The sequence below is a fragment of the Glutamicibacter sp. MNS18 genome (genome assembly GCF_026107515.2).
GTDB lineage: Bacteria > Actinomycetota > Actinomycetes > Actinomycetales > Micrococcaceae > Glutamicibacter.
Genome location: NZ_JAPCHW010000009.1, coordinates 32,860 through 54,397, shown reverse-complemented (window position 1 = coordinate 54,397; position 21,538 = coordinate 32,860). Strand labels below are relative to the sequence as shown.

General features: G+C 63.7%; 16 protein-coding genes. 9 read left to right on the top strand and 7 right to left on the bottom strand.

The window, feature by feature from the left end; genetic code table 11:
* Positions 1–52 precede the first annotated feature (52 nt).
* Positions 53–835, bottom strand: a complete 783-nt coding sequence (locus tag OK351_RS13170; protein WP_265159703.1) for a trans-4-hydroxycyclohexanecarboxylate dehydrogenase — start codon at positions 833–835, stop codon at positions 53–55.
* 96 nt (positions 836–931) lie between these two features.
* On the opposite strand from OK351_RS13170, the gene OK351_RS13165 reads away from it, so the two are divergent.
* From OK351_RS13165 to OK351_RS13135, 7 genes are all read left to right on the top strand, one after another.
* Entirely contained in the window at positions 932–1,729 is a 798-nt protein-coding gene (locus OK351_RS13165) for an IclR family transcriptional regulator (protein WP_265159701.1), read from the top strand.
* Between the two features lie 119 nt (positions 1,730–1,848).
* Entirely contained in the window at positions 1,849–3,522 is a 1,674-nt protein-coding gene (locus OK351_RS13160; RefSeq protein WP_265159698.1) for a 4-oxocyclohexanecarboxylate 2-dehydrogenase, read from the top strand.
* A complete protein-coding gene (locus OK351_RS13155; protein WP_265159696.1) occupies positions 3,523–3,846 on the top strand; it encodes a Dabb family protein in 324 nt (107 codons plus the stop codon).
* A 5-nt stretch (positions 3,847–3,851) separates the two neighbouring features.
* Entirely contained in the window at positions 3,852–5,216 is a 1,365-nt protein-coding gene (locus OK351_RS13150; protein ID WP_265159693.1) for an MFS transporter, read from the top strand.
* Positions 5,217–5,242: 26 nt separating this feature from the next.
* The gene (locus OK351_RS13145) at positions 5,243–7,000 is read left to right on the top strand and encodes a 4-oxocyclohex-2-ene-1-carboxylate 5-dehydrogenase (RefSeq protein WP_265159690.1); all 1,758 of its coding nucleotides are present in this window, start codon (positions 5,243–5,245) and stop codon (positions 6,998–7,000) included.
* A complete protein-coding gene (locus OK351_RS13140) occupies positions 6,997–7,755 on the top strand; it encodes a cis-4-hydroxycyclohexanecarboxylate dehydrogenase (protein ID WP_265159688.1) in 759 nt (252 codons plus the stop codon). The genes OK351_RS13145 and OK351_RS13140 overlap by 4 nt, the downstream gene beginning before the upstream one ends.
* Before the next feature lie 21 nt (positions 7,756–7,776).
* Positions 7,777–8,121 (top strand): DUF6176 family protein, encoded by a 345-nt coding sequence (locus OK351_RS13135; RefSeq protein ID WP_265159685.1) that lies wholly within the window; start codon positions 7,777–7,779, stop codon positions 8,119–8,121.
* A gap of 47 nt (positions 8,122–8,168) precedes the next feature.
* Here OK351_RS13135 and OK351_RS13130 read toward each other — a convergent pair whose 3' ends face one another.
* Genes OK351_RS13130 through OK351_RS13120 form a run of 3 tightly spaced genes read right to left on the bottom strand, consistent with a single transcriptional unit; the run spans position 8,169 to position 13,652 of the window.
* Entirely contained in the window at positions 8,169–11,504 is a 3,336-nt protein-coding gene (locus tag OK351_RS13130) for an ATP-binding protein (protein WP_265159682.1), read from the bottom strand.
* Positions 11,505–11,508: 4 nt separating this feature from the next.
* Complete coding sequence (locus OK351_RS13125; protein ID WP_265159680.1) at positions 11,509–12,195, bottom strand: DUF4194 domain-containing protein; 687 nt, start codon at positions 12,193–12,195, stop codon at positions 11,509–11,511.
* On the bottom strand, positions 12,192–13,652 hold the full coding sequence (locus OK351_RS13120; protein ID WP_265159677.1) for a DUF3375 domain-containing protein: 1,461 nt from the start codon (positions 13,650–13,652) through the stop codon (positions 12,192–12,194). Before OK351_RS13120 ends, OK351_RS13125 begins: the two co-directional genes overlap by 4 nt.
* Before the next feature lie 268 nt (positions 13,653–13,920).
* On the opposite strand from OK351_RS13120, the gene OK351_RS13115 reads away from it, so the two are divergent.
* The gene (locus tag OK351_RS13115) at positions 13,921–15,186 is read left to right on the top strand and encodes a polysaccharide deacetylase family protein (protein ID WP_265159675.1); all 1,266 of its coding nucleotides are present in this window, start codon (positions 13,921–13,923) and stop codon (positions 15,184–15,186) included.
* A 20-nt stretch (positions 15,187–15,206) separates the two neighbouring features.
* On the opposite strand, the gene OK351_RS13110 is transcribed toward OK351_RS13115, so the two are convergent.
* Together OK351_RS13110 and OK351_RS13105 are read right to left on the bottom strand one after the other, a co-directional pair.
* Complete coding sequence (locus OK351_RS13110; RefSeq protein ID WP_265159673.1) at positions 15,207–18,668, bottom strand: TM0106 family RecB-like putative nuclease; 3,462 nt, start codon at positions 18,666–18,668, stop codon at positions 15,207–15,209.
* A 111-nt stretch (positions 18,669–18,779) separates the two neighbouring features.
* Positions 18,780–19,085 (bottom strand): hypothetical protein, encoded by a 306-nt coding sequence (locus OK351_RS13105; protein ID WP_265159670.1) that lies wholly within the window; start codon positions 19,083–19,085, stop codon positions 18,780–18,782.
* A 279-nt stretch (positions 19,086–19,364) separates the two neighbouring features.
* Between OK351_RS13105 and OK351_RS13100 the strand changes: the two genes are divergently transcribed.
* Positions 19,365–20,084, top strand: a complete 720-nt coding sequence (locus OK351_RS13100; protein WP_265159667.1) for a M50 family metallopeptidase — start codon at positions 19,365–19,367, stop codon at positions 20,082–20,084.
* On the opposite strand, the gene OK351_RS13095 is transcribed toward OK351_RS13100, so the two are convergent.
* Complete coding sequence (locus OK351_RS13095) at positions 20,046–21,260, bottom strand: YihY/virulence factor BrkB family protein (protein WP_265159663.1); 1,215 nt, start codon at positions 21,258–21,260, stop codon at positions 20,046–20,048. The genes OK351_RS13100 and OK351_RS13095 overlap by 39 nt on opposite strands.
* Positions 21,261–21,538 lie beyond the last annotated feature (278 nt).

Sequence of the window (21,538 nt, the reverse complement as noted above, 5' to 3'; positions counted from 1 at the left end):
CGCCAACGTCAACGGAACGGTTGACGTTGGCGCCCTCGTGTCTGCGTTCGGCTCAGGAATCCTGGCGCAGGTTGTTCCCGGCGGTCTCGCCGCCGTCGATCGCGATGGCGGCCCCGCTGACAAACCGGGACTCGTCCGAGGCCAGGTAGAGCACCAGTGAGCTGATCTCCTCGGCCTGGGCTGCCCGTCCGGCCGGCACCTGCCCGAAGCCGCGTTTGAGCCCGGCCGTCAGGGGGGTTTCCACGCTTCCCGGGTGGATCGAGTTCACCCGGATGCCATCGGGGCCCAGATCCATGGCCGAGGTCTTGGTCAGTCCCTGGACACCCCATTTGGCTGCTGCATAGGCGGCCCGGTTCTTGAAACCCGTCAAGCCCGCGATCGAGGAGACATTGATGATCGATGAGCTCTGCGCGCGGCGCAGTGCCGGTACCGCGGCCTTCATGCCCAGGAAGGTTCCGGTCAGGTCGATGTCGATGGTCCGGTTCCAGTCCTCGATGGACGCTTCCTCGACATTGCCCGGAGTATAGATTCCGGCGTTGTTCACCAGCACATCCAGTTTCCCGAAGATATCGACGGCGGCGCCAACCGCAGCGGTCCAGTCCTCGAAGCTGGTGACATCCAGCTTCACGAAGTGCGCTGCGGTACGACCCAACGAGTTGTTCAGTTCCCGGGCCAGCGCAGTGCCCGCCTCCTGCTGCAGGTCCCCGATCACCGCCCGGGCCCCGGCTGCGGCCAGTACCCGGGCGTGGGAGGCTCCCATGCCCTGGGCTGCACCGGAGATCAGGACTACCTTGCCAGCGACGCGACCGGAAGTGTTGAATTCAGTGGTATTCATGGTTCACAGGCTAGGCAGCTGGGGCCACCATCTACACGATGTGTTCCGTTCAACGGTATGATGGGGGCCACATGCTCAGGGCAGGAGGAACAACCTATGGCCAACTCGCCATCCGGGGAATCGGTGATTCATCGCGTGGTACGCATCCTTTCGGCTTTCCGGGATGAGAACCCCGCACTGCACTTGAGGGCCCTGGCCCGGCAGGTCGATTTGCCGGTGTCCACGGTGCACCGGCTGGTGGGGGAGCTGGAGGTCGAGGGATTGCTGGTCCGTGATGATTCCGGCCAGCTGCGCCACGGGCATCGCTTGTGGGAACTGGCCTCGAGCGGGTCACGGGCCTCATCACTGCGTGAAGCCGCACTGCCGCCGATGGAGGACCTGGTGCAGCAAACCGGAAGCCACGTCTCACTCGGAGTCGTGGAGGGCACCGATGTGTTGTACCTGGAGCGGCTTGCGGTGGACGACGCCACGGTGAACATCACCAAGGTCGCCGGACGGCTGCCGGTCCACGGTTGCTCGGCAGGGCTGGTGTACATGGCCTTCGCTCCGGCGGACGAACAGGAGCGCTTCCTGCGCCGCAGGCTGGAGAAACTCACCCGCGATACGGTGGTTGACCCGGGGCAGCTGCGTGCCCTGTTGGCCGGGGTGCGGCAGAACGGGTACATCTCGATGGCCGGGATCATCGTTCCCGAATCCAGTGGCATCTCGGTGCCGATTTTTGCCCAGCGGCGCAGGGTCGTGGCCATGCTGACCCTCATCGTGGGCCGTGGTGAGGAGCACTTGCAGGCGAACCTGCCGCAGCTGCAGTTCGCCTCCCGCGCGATCTCCCGGCGGTTGGGCTACGAACTGGAGGGGCGCGATATGACCCGTCACAGTGCGCCGATGGATACCTAGGGGCGAAACCCTCTCCCTAATGTTCTGTTGAACGGAACACCCTATTCGAACGCATTGTGATTGGTGTCACGATCGTTTGCAGTCAACCACCTGCAACCGATCCACGAAGGACCGACCCGATGCGAATTCTCAATCCCGACACCACCACCCCGGACCTCAGCTACGATGTCGCGGTCGTGGGATCCGGTGCCGCCGCGCTGACCACGGCCGCCACCGCCGCCCGTTCGGGCCTGAAGGTGATCGTGCTGGAGAAGAGCCAGCTGCTCGGCGGCACCTCGGCAGTCTCCGGAGGCATGCTCTGGGTGGTGGACAACCACCATGCCCGCGAAGCCGGACGCAGCGATTCCAAGGCGGCGGGACGCGAATACGTCCAGGCCGTCGCCCGTGGCCGTGGACGCACCGAACTGCTCGATGCCGCCCTGGACTACGGGGATACCATGTTGCGGTTCGCCGAGGACGAGCTCGGCGTTAAATTCATCTTCCTGGACAATTTCCCGGACTACCGCCAGGACCTGCCGGGGGCAGTGCTGGGCGGGCGGACCGTGGAGCCGGAACTGTTCAACTACCGTGAAGCGCTGGGCGAGCTGGCCGAATATGTTCGCACCGATGGCCGCCACCCGTACACCATGCAGGAATACGAAAACTGGGGTGCCTTCACCAGGTTCCCGTGGGAGCAGCTGAGCAGCCGCCAGGATGCCGGGTTCGCGGCCAAGGGCCACGCGCTGGTGGCGATGCTGCTCAAGGCCTGCCTGGACAACGGAGTCACCCTGGCCGTGGACGCCCGGGTCGAGAGCCTGGTGAGCACAGCGGACAAGATCGGCGGTGTCATCATGGACGACGGAACCCGGATTGCTGCCGCTACCGGTGTCATGATCGGCGCCGGCGGCTTCGAATGGGACAGGGAACTGGCCGATTCCATGCTCGCCTCGCGCCTGTACACCATGTGCTCGCCACCATCGAACACCGGTGACGGGCTGAAAATGGCCCAGCGAGTCGGGGCCATGACCCGCGGCACCCGCGAGGCCTGGTGGGCACCGATGTCACTGACCGGAACCCTGCGGGACGGCGAACAGGTCGGATCGCTGCTACGCTTCGAACGCCAGGGCCCCGGATCGATCATGGTCAACCGCCACGGGCAGCGTTTCGCCAACGAGGCCCAGAACTACAATGACCTGGCCCGGGTGCTGCAGTCGTGGGACTCGCCGAACAACCAGCCCCTGAACACCCCGGCCCATGTGGTCTTCGACCAGTCCTATCTGGAGCGCTACGGCGTGCTGGATCACCGCGCCGGAGAACCTACCCCCGCGTGGCTGATTGAGGCCGACACCCTTCAGCAGCTGGCCGCAAAGCTCGAGGTCCCGGCCGAAAACCTGGTCGCCACCGTGGAACGCTTCAACACCCACGCGGTGGCGGGCCAGGATCCGGACTTCGGACGTGGCGTGTCCGAATACGACCGGTACTGGGGAGACGCCGACAGCGACTGGCCCAACCCGTCACTCGGCCCGCTGCAGTACGGCCCGTACTACGCGCTGCAAGTCGTCAACGGGGCCTTCGGCACCTGCGGCGGGTTGGCCACCGACGGCAACGGCCAGGTGTTGGACGTGGACGGGAAGCCGATCCCGGGCCTCTTCGCGGCCGGAAACACCACCGAGAACCCGTTTGCGGCAGGCTACCCGGGCGCCGGGGCCACGCTGGGCCCGATCATGACCCTTGCCTACCTGGCCGGACGGGCACTGTCCGGGGCCAGCGCCGATTACCAGGCATCGGCCCTCGAAGGGGCGGGAGCACGCTAGATGATCCGCCACATAGTGATGTTCCGTTTCTCGGCAAGCTTCACCGAAGGGATCCGTGAGCAGTGGATTACCGGCCTGGAAGCCATGAAGGGCAACATTCCCGGAATGCTGAACCTGGAGCACGGGCCCGATGTCATGGGCACCGAGCGCTCCTGGGACCACGTCATCGTGGCTGACTTCGCCACCAAGGACGACATCGCGGTATACAACACGCATCCGCTGCACGAGGCCATCAAGCCGTTCTCGCTACCCAACGTCGAGGACCTGGCCTACGTCGATTTCGAAATGGAAGATCCGGCCGCCGGATCCTCACGCAAAGGATAAGAACCATGCGTCATTCAACCACCTCCGTTGGCACCCCTGCAGGGGCGACGGCCACCGAAGGGCCCAAGCGCACCCCGCGCAAGGCCGCCCTGGCGTCCTTCCTGGGCTCGACCCTGGAGTACTACGACTTCTTCATCTACGGCACCGCCGCAGCCCTGATCTTCCCCCGACTGTTCTTCCCGGAAAGCAATCCTGCCGTTGCCACCATCGGTGCCTTCGCCACCTTCGGTGTGGCCTACGTGGCCCGGCCTCTCGGCGGACTGGTCATGGGTCACTTCGGTGACCGGCTGGGACGCAAGAATGTCCTGCTGTTCACGCTGCTCCTGATGGGGGTGGCCTCCCTGGGCATCGGCCTGCTGCCCACCTATGAACAGATCGGTCTGTGGGCCACCGCGCTGCTGGTGGTCGGGCGGCTGGCCCAGGGATTCTCCGCCGGCGCCGAATCGGCCGGGGCCTCGTCACTGACCCTCGAGCACTCGCCGGACGGGCGCCGCGGGTTCTTCACTTCCTTCGTGATGACCGGGTACGCCTCGGGCATGGTGCTCTCCACCCTGGTGTTCATCCCGGTGGCAGCGCTACCCGAGGAACAGATGCTCAGCTGGGGCTGGCGTGTTCCGTTCCTGCTCTCGGTTTTCGTGCTGGTCCTCGCCTTCTGGGTACGTACCAAACTGGATGAAACCCCGGTCTTCGAAGAGGAAGTTGCCGAGGCCGGTGAAATCAAGAAGCTGCCGGCCACCGAGGTGCTGCGTTACCAGTGGGCCGATGTGCTGCGCGTGGTGCTGATGTCGATCTTCTCGGTCATGCAGACCCTGTTTACCGTCTTCGGGCTGGCCTACGCGGTGGACCAGGGAGGTTTCGAACGCACCCAGATCCTGACCGTCAACGCGGTAGCGATCGGACTGTCCATGGTATTGATGCCGTTGGCGGGACGCCTCTCGGACAAGGTCGGCCGCCGCCCACTGATGCTGACCGCGATGTTCGGCTGCACCATCATGCTCTTCGTCTACTTCCTGGCCCTGGGGACGGGCAACATCTGGCTGGTCTTCGGCGCCAGTTTCCTGTTCATGACGGTGCTCTACTCCGGGTTCAACGGGGTCTGGACCTCGTTCTTCGGTGAACTGTTCGCCGCACCTGTGCGCTACACCGGCATGGCCATGGGCAACCAGCTCGGACTGGTCGTGGCAGGATTCGGCCCACTCATCGGCGGGTTGCTGCTGGCCGAGGGTGCCTTCGGCTGGGTCCCGGTCGCGGTATTCGGTGCGGTCTGCGCACTACTGGCCGCCGGTGCTGCCATCAGTGCCCGGGAAACCGCACACACCCCTGTCAACCAACTTGGCGAACCCTACCTGCGGGCCACCGGCAGGCTCTGAGACATCCCCAACGACAGAAGGACAGCATGAAAAAGAAACGTGAAGACAACACCTACCGTTGCGACCTGTTGATCGTCGGTTCCGGGGTATCCGGCATGGCAGCGGCCATCCGGGCCGCCCACGACGGGCTGAACGTGATCGTTGCCGAGAAGGCGCCGCATTTCGGTGGCACCACCGCCCTGTCCGCCGGCTGGTCCTGGGTGCCGGGTACTACCAAGGGTGCGGCCACGACCGGGGATACCCGTGAGGAGATCGAGACCTACCTCAAGGCCCTGGCCCCGGACACCTACAACAAGGCCGGGGTGGCCGGGTTCCTGGACACCGTACCCGAAGCCGTGGACTTCTTCGAAAACGATACCGACGTGGTCTTCAGCTACCCGGACAAGGCCCCGGACTACCAGATGGATCTGCCCGGCGCGAAGCTGGGCGGCCGGGCGATCCTGCCCGCGGACGCCGATGCGCGGATACTCGGCGAACGCCGCAAGGAACTGCAGCCGTACCTCAGCTCGTACACGGTTTTCGGTTACATGCCCCAGGTCGGCCCGGACCTGGTCCAGTTCCTGCACGCCAACCAGTCGATCAAATCCTTCGGCTACGTGGCCACGAAGCTACTGAAAACCTGGAAGGACATCGCGGTGCACGGCCAGCCGCTCAAACGCACCAACGGGTCGGCCCTCATGGTGCGCATGGTCCGCTCGGCCCTGGACGCCGGGGTACGGGTCTGGACCGGCACGCCGGTCACCGACCTTGTCACCGACGCATCGGGTGCCGTGACCGGCGCAACGCTCGGCGGGAAACAGGCGGGCAACGTGCAAGCCCGGCTCGGTGTCATCCTGGCTGGCGGCGGGTTCTCAGGCAACGAGGCCCTGCGCCGCAAGTACTTCGCCCATGACCGAGCCGGGGGACAGCACTTCACCCCGACCCAGGGCCATGATGGGTCCTCGGCCGAGATGGCGCTGGCCGTGGGCGGGCGGATCTCCACCGATGTCTCCTCGGTCTGCTCCTGGGCTCCGGTCACCGTCTTCAACTCCCTACGCAGCGGCGCCGAGCGGCTCTTCCCGCACCTGCGCCAGATCGGGCTGCCGGGCATGATCACCGTGGACCGCAACGGACGGCGCTTCGGCAACGAGGCGCTAAGCTACCACGATTTCGGCCGGCAGATGATTACCCACCACGAGAACCAGACGGATCTGTTCGCCTGGATCATCGGAGACAAGAAGCTGATGGACAAATACGGGATCGGCTACGCCAAGCCGTGGCCGGTGCCGCGAGGCTTCTTCCACCGCAACGGGTTCCTGCACAAGGGACGCACCGTGGCCGAACTGGCGGCCAGTATCGGTGTGGACGCCGCTGGCCTCGAAGCGACCATACAACGCTTCAACAAGGATGCAATCGCCGGAACCGACACCGAATTCGGTCGTGGTTCCACGGCATACAACCACTTCCGTGGCGACATGGAGCACACCCCGAACCCGAATCTGGCGCCGCTGGACAAGGGCCCCTACTATGCGGCCAAGGTGAGGATGGGGGACCTGGGAACCTTCGCCGGCATCCAAGTCGATGAACGCTCCCGGGTCGTGCGCCGGGACGGATCACTGGTCCCGGGCCTGTACTCGGTGGGTGCCGCGGCGGTCTCCGTCTTCGGCGGCGGATACCCGGGATACGGTTCGCACATCGGACCGGCCCTCGTCTTCGGCTACCGGTTGGGCCGCGACATCGTGGATCTCGCCGCCGAATCGGGCAACAGCGTGGCCCTGGAACGTGCCTTGGAAGTCCATGCATGAGCCTTCAAAAGGCCTCCTTCGCCGGCCGCACCGTCCTGGTGACCGGTGCGGCCGGCGGCATTGGCGAGGCCACCGCCCGCATGTTCGCCTCCCGTGGGGCATGGGTGCTGATCGGGGACGTGAACCCGGCGGCCGAAGCGGTGGCAGCGGATATCACCAAGAACGGTGGCCGGGCGCTGTCCGTACGCTGCGATGTCACCAACGGGGAATCGATGGCCGGATTTATCCGGCAGGCGGTGGATTTCGCCGGCGCGGTGGACGTGTTGGTGGCCAACGCGGGGATCGCCGAACACAAGGGCCCGATCCACGAAATGGACATGGACCACTGGCAGCAGGTGGTGGACATCAACCTGACCGGGGTGGCCTTGAGCATGAAATACGGGCTGAAGCAGATGGTGGACCAGGGGCACGGCTGCGTGGTGGCGCTCGGCTCCATCCTGGGTTTGGTAGGCCAGGCCCAATCGGCAGCCTACAGCGCGTCGAAGGCCGGGGTCACCAACCTGGTGCGCTCGGCCGGGCTGACCTATGCCCGCCAGGGTATCCGGATCAACGCGGTGGCCCCAGGCTACGTGCAGACACCGCTGACGGACGGGCTGGACGACTCGGTGCGCGCCCAGATGCTGGCCAGGCAGCCCATGGGCAGGTTGGGGCATCCCGAGGAGATCGCCGAGGTGATCTGCTTCCTGGCCTCGGATGCGGCCAGTTTCATCACCGGGACCACGGTGTCGGCTGATGGAGGCTATACCGCCCAATAGCTTCGGAAATACACTGGGACCATGAACGTTGAACTGATGCGTTTCAGGGTGTTGCCGGGCAAGGCACCGCTGGTGGATCAATGGCTGGACTTCCTGAACCGGAACATGCCAGCGGTGCTGGAAACCCTGGACGGCGAGAAGATGTACGTGGAGACCATCTTCAGCGAGACGCTGGACGGGGTCGACTACCTGTATTGGTACAGCATCCAGGGGGAGAACGGCATCGATGTGCATGAGTCCGGGCATTGGCTGGACGTCAAGCACCTTGAGTACTGGGAAGCCTGCATCGATCCGGGGTTCACCCCGGTGGTGATCAGCCCGCGCGTGAACATGATTCCCGAGCGTATCAGGGCCCAGATGACCTAGACCGTCCCATGGACCGGTTCGGCACATGCCGGACCGGTCCATGGGCGCTAGTCGCGCAGTGTAATGGTGGTGGCCATGGCCGGGGAACGTCCGGTCGTGACGAAACCGGAAATATTGGACCCGGGGTGCTTGATGATGTCGGTGATCGAGCCCAGATGGCGACTCAGGTCGATCTTATCCTCGGGGGCCGCCAGCACCAGATGGAAACCGAACTCCTGCAGGGCACGTATACCTGCGGCGGCATACTCCGAGTTCGCCTGGATAAACGCCTCGTCGATCATCACCGTGCCATAGGAGGTGAAGCCCGCGGAGGCGAAACCCAGCTGGTATGCCAGGGCAGCACCCATGACGAACGAGGTGAAGCGCTGACCCTCACCACCGGAGAGCGTGCCAGGCTCCAATCCGGTTTCCACTTCACCGTTGGGCTTGTGCTCATCACAGCGGATCTGCACATGGTGACGCACATCCAGTACGGTGGAACGCCAGGCGGCACGACCCGGATCACCCAGGGCCTCGACAATCGACTCCAACGCCGCATAGGAGCGTTGCAACGTACCCTCCTCACGGGTGGTATAGGCCTCGTTCAGGGCTTCCTTCAGCTGGTTGCGGAAGGCGCCAGCCTCAACGGGGATCAGTTGTTCCACCTCGAAGCGCAGGATGGAGCCATGTTCGAACTGCACATCGGCCAGGATCTGATTCAGCGGCTTGATACGTTCGGCGATCATCCGGCGTTCCTCATCCAGCAGCTGTAACAGGTCGCTGAAACGTTCGTAGGAACGGTTGGCGAAGTACTCGCGGAACTGCGCCTCGTGATGCGGCAAACCGTCGGCCACGATCTGCGCATGCAACCTGGCATAGTGTTCGGCAGCTTCCGGGCTGGTCCCATGGGTTTGCGCATGGGAGGTCCCGAACTCGCGGGCGAAGCGCTTGAAGGTCTCGCTCAGTTCGCTGCCAACCATGGTGCGGTCGCTGGTCAGCTTCGAGATCTCGGCGGAAAGCTGCACCCGGGCCTCGGCGAAAGCGGTGGTGATATGTGCCGAGTCAACACCCTGATGTTCGGAGACCGCTTGCAGGATCCCGCGTAATTCCCCCATTGCGGCGAGTTCGTCCGGCAGCCGTTCCAGCCAACGGGAAGGAGCCAGGTGTTCCTGACCGGTTGTGGCCAGTACATGATTGGCCTTGGTGATCTCGCTTTCCAGTGCGTCGATCCTCGAACGGATCAACGCCAGCCGTCCAACGATGTCCTCGGACTCGGCGGTGGCCTTGCTGATGTCACGGCGCAGTTGCGAGGTGTCCCCGGAGCGGGTCAGCGCATCACCGAGCCGCTGCTCGCTGGTACGCAGGGCCTGCAGGGCCTCGGCCGCGTCCAGCTGCCCGAAACTGCGCTCATCGGCGGCCAGGGCCTTGAGCAACCGGACCTTGGAAAGGATTTTCTCCTTGGCTGCGGTGCGTTCATCGGCTCCGCTTTGGGCCACCTGGATCTGCTCGGCCAGCCGAGCCGCCTTGGATTGGAGCTCGGCGATCTTTGACTCGTTGGTGAAGCCCAGCAGGTGCTCGGAGACGGACAGCCCACCGGTATCGCGTTCAAAGACTCCGGCCCCGGTTTTGATGGTACCGGCCGGGGTGATCGCCTTGGCATGCATGTGCAGGGACGCATCATCGGGAACACACACCAGTGGGTAGTCCGAGGTGATCTTGGCACGTAACCAGCTGCCAGCGGCCGAGGACATGAACTCGAGCTTGCTGACCAGATCCGATGGTCCGGCCACGGCTTGTTTCGGAGACTGGGACATATCGATCCAGCGGATCCGTCCCAGGTTGTCCAGCTGATCGATGGCATGGGTGACGGCACCGAGGTGTTCCCCGGGGACCAGGATGGTCCGCGCCAAGGTACGCAGCGACTTTTCCGCCGCAGTGCGCCACCGTGATTCGGAAGATGCCACGTCCATCAGCTCACCGGCAAAGGGCAGGTCTTCTTCGCGCAACCCGCAGCTGGAGATGATCGCCCTACGGGCGGCCACTGCACGGTCATCGATATTCGTCTTGCGGCGCTGGTAGGAGGAAATGTCCTTGTCCAGGGCGGTCGCGCGTTGACGAAGATTCATCAACGTCGCCATGGCCTCGTACTCCACGGTCTGGGCATCCTGGGTGATGGACTCGAGCTGTTGCAAGGTGCGGTGCGCATTGGCCCGCAATTCGTCAAGTCCGGTGGCCGTGAAGTCGAAGGTCAACCCGGCTTCCTCCGCCTGGGACTGCAATTCACGCAGGACCTTTTCCTTCTCGGACAGCGCCTTGCGGGCAGCGTCGGCCTCGCGCTCCAGCAGCATCAATGCCCGGGAGCCGGTCGAATCCTGTGCCTGCTGCAACTGCGCCAGCTCTTCGCCGAGTTGTTCCTTGCGGGCGAGCAGGGTGCTTTGCTCGGCACGTAGGCTGGCCAGCTCTGCCGTATGAAGTTCCAGGTCGTTGCGCAAGAGAACGGCACGCAGGTCCTGTTCGGCCGACCCGAGCTGGGTATTGACCAGATCCTCGGTTTCCCGGATGCGGCTTGCCAGCCGTTCGTATTCGGCGCTTTTGGCAGGAACCTCGAACAGCATGTCACGTTGCCGACGGGCGGTATCCAGTTGTCGATAGATTCCGCGCAGGTGCGCGAAGTCCTCGACCGCGGCGGCCGCGGCCTTCAGCGTGGCCGGTTCCTCCAACACCTCGTGGCGGAAGAACTGGTTGACGCCCTTGGCCAGCCCTTTGCCGTTCTGCAAGGTGCGTAGCAGTGCGAAGGCCTTGTCGTTTTCCACCCCGAGGCGGCGACGCAACCGTTCAACAAAGGCCTTGTGCGTGTCAAAGGCCTCTGCCGGTTCCAATAGTTTCTGTAGGGAGGAAACCGTGAAGCGCCGGGCACCGTGGTGCTCCAGTTCGGAAACCTCCAGATCGCCTTCGCTGAGCAGATAGTGCTTGGACACCTGGTTTTCCAGACCGGCCTCGGGCAGGTCGAAGACCGCGGCGGCGGTAACGGTGTTGCCCATCCCGTCCTCATAGCCCAGGCTGACCGCACTCCAGGTTGCCCCCGGGCGTTGGTAGACGGTTCCGGAGCCGGTCTTGAACTTTCGTCCACGCATATAGGAAAAGGTGGTGCGCCGGTCCTCCCGGGTGGCCGCGTCGTTGGCCGACTCGTTGAGTTTGGGGGTGGCAAAGAAGATGTGGCCCATCGCGTCGAAGAGCGTGGACTTGCCCACCCCGGGGTGGCCGGTGATCAGGGTTCCGGCACGATCCACGGTGAGCGTGTGCAATCCGTGGAAGGTTCCCCAATTGACGATCTGGATCCGCGTCAGCCGGTGCTGGCCTGCGTTGATCGCCTCGCCGAGGGGTAACGTCATTTCAATGCTCATTCGTTTACTCCTGGACCTGGTCAGCTGGATCGTCCAGTTCTGCGTTGGACGATTCCTCGGGCAATACCGGTTGGGCTTCGGTGTTGTCTATGGCCGCGATGTGGGCGGGAATATCCTGGATGCTGGTGATCGGCAAAGCCATGGCCAACGCCGGTGAAATCCTGTACTCGTCCGCCAGCTCGGTGCTGGTGACCAGCCGCAGGGTGTGCAGGCGGGAGATCGCCGCTTCACAGGCTTCGGCGAAGCGCTTGTCATCACGGTCGCTGGATGTCCGGTGTTCGGCCAGGATGTCGTGCATCGCCGAACGCGAGATCACCGCGTCCGTACCGCTGCCGGCATGCTGTTCCAATAACAGCCGCAGCCGCAGGGCGAGCAGAGTCTCATCCCGTTTCAGCCCACGTCGAGGGGCGATGGGTGAGGTGTGGGCCTTCTCCAACTGGACGGGAGTGAGCATCGCGATCTTGCGGTCCTCATCCAGGCTGATGGTCAGGAAGATCTCCGCGACGTAGCGGCTGATGGCCTCACGCTGATCCAACAACAGTTGCCAACCAGCGGCGTCCACCGCGCCATCCAGATACGGACCGCGTAGCAGCTTGACGATCAGCTGGCGCAAGTGAAGGGGGAAGGAACCGCTGTCACCGTCGAAGAGGGGTTCAACGGTCGGGGCGGTGTTGGGCAGGCCGGGACTCATAGCGGCTCCTTGGTAAAGCTCAGTGCGGGCAACAGCGCGGTACGGGTGCTGCCGTCCACCTGGAAGAAATCAACGGGGTGCAGTTCGGCCGGGGCGAGCGATTCACCATTGGTGCGCCCGATTTCCACCAGTGCGCGGATGGTATTCAGGTGCCGGTGCTCCGCGGGCAGCTCCGTGTAGAGCTGGTGCATCGGCACCGGGGAGTTGGCGGTCTGCTCCAATCGGGTCCGCACCGCCTCACGCAGAAAGGCCATATCGGCCTTGGGGGTCACCGGGCTCCGGACGATATCGCTGGCATCGAACCGGGGCGTGTCGGCCAACGGAGGTGGTGCGACGTGATCCGAGGGATCGAAGATCCCCAACCCGGACAGGGTCACGAATTGCGGGGCGTGGAGTTCCACCGGAGCCAGGGTGGAACGCGGTTTCAGGTTCACGGAGCGGTTGATGGCCAGCTCCGCTTCGCGTATAGCTTGTCGCAGCAGCTGCGCCTGCTGGAAATCATCGGATTGCACGAAGTTGTGCAACGACTCGGAGAGCTTGCCGTAGGACTCGTGCACTTCGCTGGCCTGGCGGCGCAGCTCACGCAGCAGGTTGGTCAATGTCTGGCGTTCGGCCGCTTCCAGGCCGTCAACGAAGTCGCGTTCGAGCACCTCGTTGACCGCCACCCGGAAACGCTGCTGCGCTTCGGGGGATCCCAGAAACCGGGTGAAGCCGCTGAAGGTCTCGCCCTCGGCGGTGGAACGCAATTGCTTGTCGGCTTCCAGGACCTGTCCCACCGCGACCCCCTTGGCGGTGGAGGCATCCAGGATCCCTTCGCGCAGGCTGTGCAGCATATCCCGCACCCCGTCGCGCATCCGGCGGAAGTCGGCCGGAAGACTGGAGGCCAGATCCAGCACCGATCGGGTGGCCGACAGGGCGGAGGCGCTACCGAGCACTGCCGGGTCCTTGCCGGAGCGCAGTTCCTCGATCTTGGTCTGGCGTTGGGCGATCTCGGCCTCCAACGCGCGGATGCGCGCCTCGGGATCCGGGTCGGTCTCGTGGGCCAGCGACTCCAGCGAAGTCAACAACGTGTTCAACCGGGACGAGTTCAATCGCGCGTCGTCCGTGGACATCTCATCCAGGAAACGCAACACCCGCAAGGTGGCCGCGCTGGGTTCGTAGACGAAGCGTCCGTCGATCAGCGGCCGGGCGAGGATGCCCTGCCGCACCCATGATTCGGCGAAATCCTCGGCCGAATAGGTGCCCGGAACCTGTTCATCGCTCTGCCTGGCAAGTTTCAGGAAGGATTCCAACGAGGCATGGAACAGTTCCAACGCCACGCGGGGACGATCTGCGGTGAACTCGGCCCGGATAAAAGCCACGGCCCATGGCTGGGCCGATATCAGGCGGTAGGCTGCCGACCTGCGGAAATGCCGGGACTGGTGCCACAAGCGATTCGCGCGGTGCGAGGGCTGCATAAACTTCCTTCGTCGAGGGGCCTGCCTAACCTGTCCATCCTAGTTCATCGGACATCGGGGGAACTGGGAGTTGTGCGGGTGTCTGCCGGAAAACCGCAGACTGACCAGTGAACTACCGGCACGGTGGGGACACGGGGTTGTCCGAAATTACATCGCACGGTGTAACTAACCGATCCAGCTGTGTAGTGTCGGGAACAGGAAAGACGTTTCGGATCGCCAACGGCGCGACCCCGAAGCAGAAGGCAGCATGTCGGAAGGACCCCTAACCGTGAAGCGAACCACGATCCTCTCCTCGGTGGCGATCCTCTCAATGGTACTCGGCGGCTGCAGCGCCGCGGAGCCGGGCCCCACCGAGGCCGAAACCAAGGCCGAGCAGCAAAGGCAACAGGCTGAAGCCCAGGAAACCGAACGCGTCCAGTCGGTCAAGGCGGAGGTGAACCGCCTAGCCGATATGTACGACTTCAATGCGGCTATCAAGCTGGTACAGGATGATGCGAATGAACAACTCTCCTCCATGGTTGCCGGGCTGGAAGAGGAAAAGGCCGCGACCGTTGCCTGGGAATCACCGGACCGCATCCCGCACCTGTTCTTCCACTCGCTGGTAGTGGATACCCGGCGCGCCTTCGACGGGGATGGGCAAGCCCAGGGGTACAAGGACTACATGGTCACCCAGGACGAATTCGCAGCCATCCTCGAAGAACTCCATGAACGCGACTACGTACTGGTCAAACCCACCGACTTCGCCCGCCCGGACAAGAACGGGAACATGAAGTACCGCGACATCATGTTGCCACCGGGCAAAAAGCCGCTGGTACTCTCCATTGACGATGTGAGCTACTACGAGTACATGGACGGGGACGGGTTCGCCGACAAGCTGGTGCTCACCAAGGACGGCGACGTGCGTAATGTCTACACCGACGCCGAAGGCAAGGAACACACCGGTGCATATGACGTGAGCACCATGGTCGATGACTTCGTCGAGGAACATCCGGAGTTCTCCTACCGCGGGGCCAAGGGCCTGCTGGCCATGACCGGCTACAACGGCCTGTTCGGCTACCGCACCTCGGACAGCCAGTACCCGGATAACAAGAACATGAAGCAGGACAAGGAAACCGCAGCCCGAATCGCCGAGGCGATGAAGGAGGACGGCTGGGTTTTCGCTTCCCACTCCTGGGGACATATTGCCACCGGAACCGTCAGCATGGAACGTCTCAAACGCGACACCAAGCTGTGGACCAAGGAAGTGCAGCCGATTCTGGGTGATACCCCCCACCTGATCTACCCCTTCGGATCCGACATCGCCCGGGTGGGCAAGTACTCGGGCGCCAGATACCAGCTGTTCAAGGACGCCGGGTTCCGCTACTTCTACGGCGTGGATGGCACCACCACGGCGTGGATGCAACAAACCGATGACTACCAGCGGCAGATGCGCATCAATGTCGATGGGCTGCAATTCGCGAAGGAACAACGCGGGGACCGGCCGGTTCTGTCGACCTTCTTCGATGTTGACGAGGTGATCGACAAGGCCCGCTAGGCGGTCCGTGCGTAGGTCGGTTATAGGCTCAGGAACGCCCCGAGCTGCGACAGGCTGGTGATGGTTGCCGGCAGGTAGTCGGTCAACCGTGGCGAACGCACGATCACCGCGCGCCACTGGCCGCGGGATATCGCCACATTCACCCGGTTGCGGTTGAGCAGGAAGTCGATACCCCGCGCAGCGTCATCGGCGCTGGAGCACGCCATCGACATCAGTACCACCGGGGCCTCCTGGCCCTGGAACTTATCCACGGTTCCCACCCGGACACCCCCGTAGCCGTGCTGCCCGAGGACTTCATGCAGCAACTGCACCTGCGCGTTGTAGGCCGCCACCACCAGGATGTCCCCCTCCTGCAACGGGCGCGGAGCGCTGCCGGGGGTCGCTACCCAGTCAAGCCCCAGGTGCTCGTGGACCAGTTCCACGATCTGTTCGGCCTCCTCGCGGCTACTGGTCGTATTGCCGCAGTGGCCGACCAGCCGGGTCTCCACCCCGGCGGGCGGGCCGGTGAGCCTGCGCTCGCCGGCTGCCGGGGCGGAGAACAACTTCCCGTCATAGCTCAGCTCCGAGACCTTGGCACACAGTTGCGGGTGCATCCGCCATGAGGCCGCCAGGAAATACCCCAGCTCGGCCGGCAGGATCGGGTGCCCGGCCGAAAGCCATCCCAGCGCCGATTCATCCACCGGCTGCGGGTGCGAGCCCTGGGTTACCTGGGGCAACTGTTGCGGATCGCCCAGCAACAGCAGGTTTCGTGCCGCCACCGACACCGCCAGGGTATTGGCCAGGGAATACTGCCCGGCTTCATCGATGACCAACAGATCCAGGCTTCCGGCCGGAACCTGCTTGCCCGTCAATGTCCAGGCGGTACCGCCAATCAGGCAGCCCTCGTCTCCGGCGAGCAACTCGGTCACAGCGGTCGCCCCGGTCCCCAGCCAGTTCACCGGGCGGTCGTGGTTGGTCTTCTTCGCGACCAGCTGGGCCGGGACCCCTGCGTCCACAGCCTTGGTCAACACGTTCTCGACCACGGCATGGGACTGGGCAACCACACCGATCTTCCAACCGTGCTCCACCAGTGCGGTGATGACATGGGAGGCGACGAAGGTCTTGCCCGTGCCTGGAGGGCCCTGCACGGCCAGGTAGGAATTGTCCAGATCCAGTAGCGCCTTGACCACCGCCTGATCGACCTGGGCCGAACCGTCCACACGCTCCGGGGCCGGGGGAACCTGGAAGGTCTTGAAACGGGGCGGGATGCGCCGCAGGATATCGATTCCGGCGGTCTGCGGCAGGGCCGGGACCATGGAGCCCACCCGGTTGGCGATTTCGGACAGGGCCTGCTCGATGCTGGCGGTGCGGATCGGCTGGTCAGGGGTCAGTGCCATCGGCACCGAACCGTATGCCGGGATCCGGGTAGTGGACTTCTCCTGGATCACCAGGTGGTCCTCGGCCACCTCCAGTACGGTGGTGTTGAACGCCCCGCCACGTGTTGTGTCCTCGGATTCCATGCCCTCGGGTAGTTGGCCGTCGAACATGGCGAAAAAGCCGGTGCCGGGTGAGACGAGTGACCCTTCGGCCAGTGTGCCGTAGACCTTGGTGGTCCGGGCCAGGGTCCGCGAGCGCGCGGTGGGCTTCTCCCAGTCGGTTACCGGTTCCACCTGCTCCACGATGAATACCCCGCGGGTTTCGGACCAGTCCTCGACCGGGGCCGCGAGCCGGTCGAAGTGCTCCCACCAGAATTGCTTCCGTTCTCGTCGGTGGTAGCCGGTGGCGGCAGCCACCATGGCGATCGCCCGGTCGTCGTCGCTCAGCGGCTGCCCCACGGGAAGACCGGCAATGTACTCCTGCAGCCGCTTTTCCTCCGCGGTGGGTTCGGCCACCACCTCCGGCAGCGGGGGTTCCATTACCGGTTCACGCGGTGCGCGCCGGGTGCCCGGAACCAGCGACAGTAGCCAGTCGCGCAACCGCAACGTGGACAGGCAGTCGTATTCGTTGTAGTCGGCAATGGACGCCAGGATCCGTTCGGCCTCATCCCGGTGACCGCTCTGCTGGGCCTGCACATAGTGGGCGTAGGCCACCACCGAGGCGCCGGCATCGGTGACATCGCCGCCACGCAGATGATCACCCATGTAGAGCGGTTCGAGCTTCTTGATGGAGTAGGAACGGGTCGAGAGTACCAGCGAATTGCGTACCGCCTCGTACAGGTCAACCAGCAACCCCTCACGCAACCACGCGTCTATGGCTTCCTCCCCGGTGACATGGGTCTGCGACAGGTTACGCAAGGCGGTCTTCTCATACGGGGCATAGTGGTAGATGCGCATATGCGGGAATCGTCGGCGTCGCTCGTTGACATACTGGATGAACTGCAGGAACGCGCCACGCTCCTGGGCGCGGTTGTGCGCCCAGAAGGGTCGGAACACGGGGGAGCCGGTGTCGATTTCCACGACACCGAACAGGTACTCCAACCCCCAGGAGCCATCGGAAGGCTCCTGGTACATGGGGTCCCCTTCGAAATCGAAGAAAATATCCCCTCGATCCGGCTGCGGGAGGGAGCTGATGGTTTCGGTGGAAGTCTTGAGCTTGTAGGACACCCCGTGAACCGAACCATCGATCTCGCTCAGCCCCAACTGCATCCGGGCCTGTTCCACATGGCGGGCCAGTGAGGTGCCCTCGGGGACGGCAAGCTGTGCCAGCTGATGCATGGTGCGGATGCCGCGTTGGCGCAGTTTGGAACGCTGGACCATGGACATGTTGGCCACCTGCAGTACGTCATCGGTGGCGCTGACCTGTTCGGCACAGTAATCGCAACGTCCGCAGACCTTGATGCTCCCGGAATCCCACTGCACCGGCTGTCCCGATTCCCGATGCCCCGCGGTCAGCTCCAGGAACTTGGCACGCTGGGCCCGGAAAACCGGCAGGATCTCGGTTATGCGGTGTACCGAATGGGTGCCGTCGCCCAGGACCAGGGTGCTGTGCGGATCCACCGTGATCCCCTCGGCCAGCATCTGGTCGGCATAGGCACCAAGCTGGAGTAACGCGCTGACCCGTGCATGACGGGCCAACTTGGTATCCCACACGGCCCAGGAACCATCGGGTTGACGCACCAGGAAATCCGCGAACCCGACAAAGGACCCGTCGTAGAAGGTCGCCTGGAAGACGACGTCGGCCCCGCTGCGCAGGGCCTCGATGGTCCGGCGATGGGCGTTGCCCAAGGCTTCATGGGTCATCTCCGGGCGGTCGGTGAACTGGATGACGCCGCGGCCCGTGGCCGGGTCGTAGTTTCCGAACCGGGCCACCAGGTCGGCCAGGACGCGTTGTTCGTGAACGTCACCGAGCTGTGCGGCGCGTTCGAGCATCTCATCGGTTCCGAAATCGGGGACCGCGCGGCGACCGAGTTTGATATCCAGCAGATACAGCGACTGGTATTCACAAGCAACGGCGATGCTCAGGTCGCTGGCGGAGAAGATGAAGCGCTCCTGGAGGAAAAACACGGGGCGGATGCCTTTCGTTGGCCCGATCTGTCTACCCAGTCAACGTAGCACCCGCCCTCGACTGTTTGGTCCCCTGGACTCACTGTTTGCCGCAGGAGCCGCGACCGCTAGCTACTTCCTGCGGCGCCCGCCAAGGAGCAGGGATGCCAATCCCACACCGGTGCTCACGGTGTTGACCGCAGTCCACGGGCCCACGTTCTTGGCCAGCGGGTGGGACCCTCCGAAGGCCGCCAGATAGGCGAGAGTCAGGACAATCGCCCGTCCGGTACCGGCGTCCTTCCTCCACACCAGGAAGGCCCCGGTGCCCGCTGCCGCGAGTACTGCACCGCCCAGGGGACGGTTGCGGGTGCCCCGGGCCGTGGCGAAACCGCCGGTGAGCCCGCCAACAGCCAAAGCGGTTGAAACAAGACGTGACATGAAAAACTCCTACGGGTCGTGGCCAATGGTCTTCTACCCCCAATCCTATGCCGGGGGGCAGAAATCCTATCCCGCCACCCGATTGAACTGCCGCACCAGCACTCTGGCTACCGGGCAGGCGGCACGCCGGGCGCCAGGCTGGCCGCACCCGGGCAACGGATCGGTGCTGGCCCGAAGCCGATCAACACCGCGATAATCCGCCTCATCCCCGGTACCGGTGCGTAAGCTCGGAACAGGTGCACACCTGGTGCACCGACGTGGGAGATCGGAAGGCATGCAGTGGGCGAAACCCTCAGTGAGCTGTGGCTTCGGCTGAGTCTTCATCAGCCGGTGGAACTTGACGGATGGCAGTGGCTTATCCTGGCTGCTCTGGTGGCACTGCTGGTGCTGCCACGACCGTCCTGGCGGTTGACCGGAATGTACTCCACCCTGGTCCACGAACTGGGGCATGTGATCAGTGCCTTGTTCACCGGACGGTTCGTCACCGGCCTGCGTCTGGGCTGGGACCACTCCGGTGAGGTGGTCAGCCGCGGCCGCGGGAAGATTTCGGTGGTCATCTCCGGCATCTTCGGCTATCCGGCACCCATTTGGTGCGCCGCCGGGTTGCTGGCTGCCGCCGCGGCGGGATATCCCGGAGCGGCGTTGGGGATCTACGCCCTGTTCTTCTGTCTGGCGCTGGTTTTCGTGAGGAATTTTCCGGCGCTCGTGGTCTGCGTGGCCAGCGCGTTGCTGGCTCTTGGCGTGGTCTTTTTCGCCCCGACCGACGCCTTCGTCTATGTGACGATGCTGCTGGCGGGTTTTCTCCTGGTCGCCGGGTTACGTGATTGCCTCAAGCTCTTGTCGGTGCATACCTGGAGGCGAACCGAGATCGGGAGCTCGGACGCCTACCTGATTGCCGCTTCCACCCGAACCTTTGCCAGCCTCTGGTTGCTGGTGATCCTCGCCTTGGCCGGTGGCGGCCTATGGTTGGCGGTCGCGAGCCTGCTGCGGATCATCTGACTTCCGGCCGCCACCGCTATTGGCACGATTGATCGACCAGCGACGTATACCGAACCAGGCTGTGATTCCGGCCGCAATGACCACAACGGTGTTGCGGTTCAGCGTCGATTTGCCTTTCGGATCCGGGGCCGAGGTCGTGGTCAGCAGCGGGTCGCCGCCATGATCGATCCGGATCTGCTGGGCTCCCACCAGATCCTTGAAGTTGCTCAGTTCCTTCTTTGCGAACAGCGAATCGTCGCGGACCGGATATTGCAATTCCTCGTCGGCCGCGATGCCCTGCCGAAGTTGCGCCAGTCGGGCGAACTCGATATCCACGATCGCTCCCATGAGCAGGGCCATATTGCTGATCCAGCATGCGATGACCAGGATGATCACACCGCCAATGGCCCCGTAGGTCGCCGAGAAGGAGGCGAAGCGCGAAATATAGATGGAGAATCCCACCACGGACAGCCCGAGTACCGCCAACGCGCTGATGGTCCCGGCCGAGAACCACTTGAATCTGGGTCGTTTCACATTGGGGGTCAGGTGATACAGCAGCGCAACCACCAGCAGGGCCATCACGAACATGGTGGGGGGTTTAAGCCAATTCAGCAGCACCACGAACTGTTCGCCCATGCCGATCATGTTGCCGATTGCCTGGGCAACCTGGCCCGAGGTGACCAGCAAAGTGAAGGAGACGACCATGACGATCATGATCAGCAACGTAATGCCCATCATCTGTGGACGGCGCTTCCACTGGGGACGTCCTTCCTGCACCTTGTAGAGGCGATTCATGGCCCGGCTGAAGGCATTGACATAGCCAGAGGTACTCCATAGGGCACCGGCTACACCGATCAGGATGGTCAAGGTGGTTCCGTTGGTTTCCGCGGCAAGTCCGGTGAGCAGCTGCTCGGACATACCCAGGATCTGTTGGGCATCCTGGCCCAATTCACCCTCGCCTTGCGGATCGAGTGCCTGGTGCATGACATCAAGGATCCACTGGGTGGCTCCTTGGCTTGCGCCGACCAGGGCGAGCAAGGACACCAGCGCCAGCACCCCGGGAAAGAGGGCGAGCACCATGAAATAGGACAGGGAAGCGGCCGAATCCAAGCCGCTGTTTCTGAAAAATTCGCGGGTGGCACGTGAAAAAGCCTGGAGGATCTCGGACCGCTTGCTCGGTGTTGCCCTAGAGCTCATCTAGACCCCCTTCGATTCAAGTCGGAACGGGGTCCGGCCAGGTACGTTGCTTGAGTTCCAGCCTACCCAAGTATCGGAGTCCAACGGGCGATGGTGCGGGCACGTTGTGCTTGCCGGTAGTGGATGACGGATCCTCCGGTGATTGCGGAAAGCCCAGCAGGAGACTTGGAGGAAACCATCGGATATATCACAGGAATGCGAGCAACGGCCACTCGGAATCGTCGGATCCGGATAACATTTTCATTCCAATACCAGGCAGTTTTCCTCCCCGTGGGGCC

Coding starts and splice junctions, on each gene's coding strand:
- OK351_RS13170 (WP_265159703.1), bottom strand. CDS start 835: ATGAATACCACTGAATTCAACACTTCCGGTCGCGTCGCTGGCAAGGTA.
- OK351_RS13165 (WP_265159701.1), top strand. CDS start 932: ATGGCCAACTCGCCATCCGGGGAATCGGTGATTCATCGCGTGGTACGC.
- OK351_RS13160 (WP_265159698.1), top strand. CDS start 1,849: ATGCGAATTCTCAATCCCGACACCACCACCCCGGACCTCAGCTACGAT.
- OK351_RS13155 (WP_265159696.1), top strand. CDS start 3,523: ATGATCCGCCACATAGTGATGTTCCGTTTCTCGGCAAGCTTCACCGAA.
- OK351_RS13150 (WP_265159693.1), top strand. CDS start 3,852: ATGCGTCATTCAACCACCTCCGTTGGCACCCCTGCAGGGGCGACGGCC.
- OK351_RS13145 (WP_265159690.1), top strand. CDS start 5,243: ATGAAAAAGAAACGTGAAGACAACACCTACCGTTGCGACCTGTTGATC.
- OK351_RS13140 (WP_265159688.1), top strand. CDS start 6,997: ATGAGCCTTCAAAAGGCCTCCTTCGCCGGCCGCACCGTCCTGGTGACC.
- OK351_RS13135 (WP_265159685.1), top strand. CDS start 7,777: ATGAACGTTGAACTGATGCGTTTCAGGGTGTTGCCGGGCAAGGCACCG.
- OK351_RS13130 (WP_265159682.1), bottom strand. CDS start 11,504: ATGAGCATTGAAATGACGTTACCCCTCGGCGAGGCGATCAACGCAGGC.
- OK351_RS13125 (WP_265159680.1), bottom strand. CDS start 12,195: ATGAGTCCCGGCCTGCCCAACACCGCCCCGACCGTTGAACCCCTCTTC.
- OK351_RS13120 (WP_265159677.1), bottom strand. CDS start 13,652: ATGCAGCCCTCGCACCGCGCGAATCGCTTGTGGCACCAGTCCCGGCAT.
- OK351_RS13105 (WP_265159670.1), bottom strand. CDS start 19,085: ATGTCACGTCTTGTTTCAACCGCTTTGGCTGTTGGCGGGCTCACCGGC.
- OK351_RS13095 (WP_265159663.1), bottom strand. CDS start 21,260: ATGAGCTCTAGGGCAACACCGAGCAAGCGGTCCGAGATCCTCCAGGCT.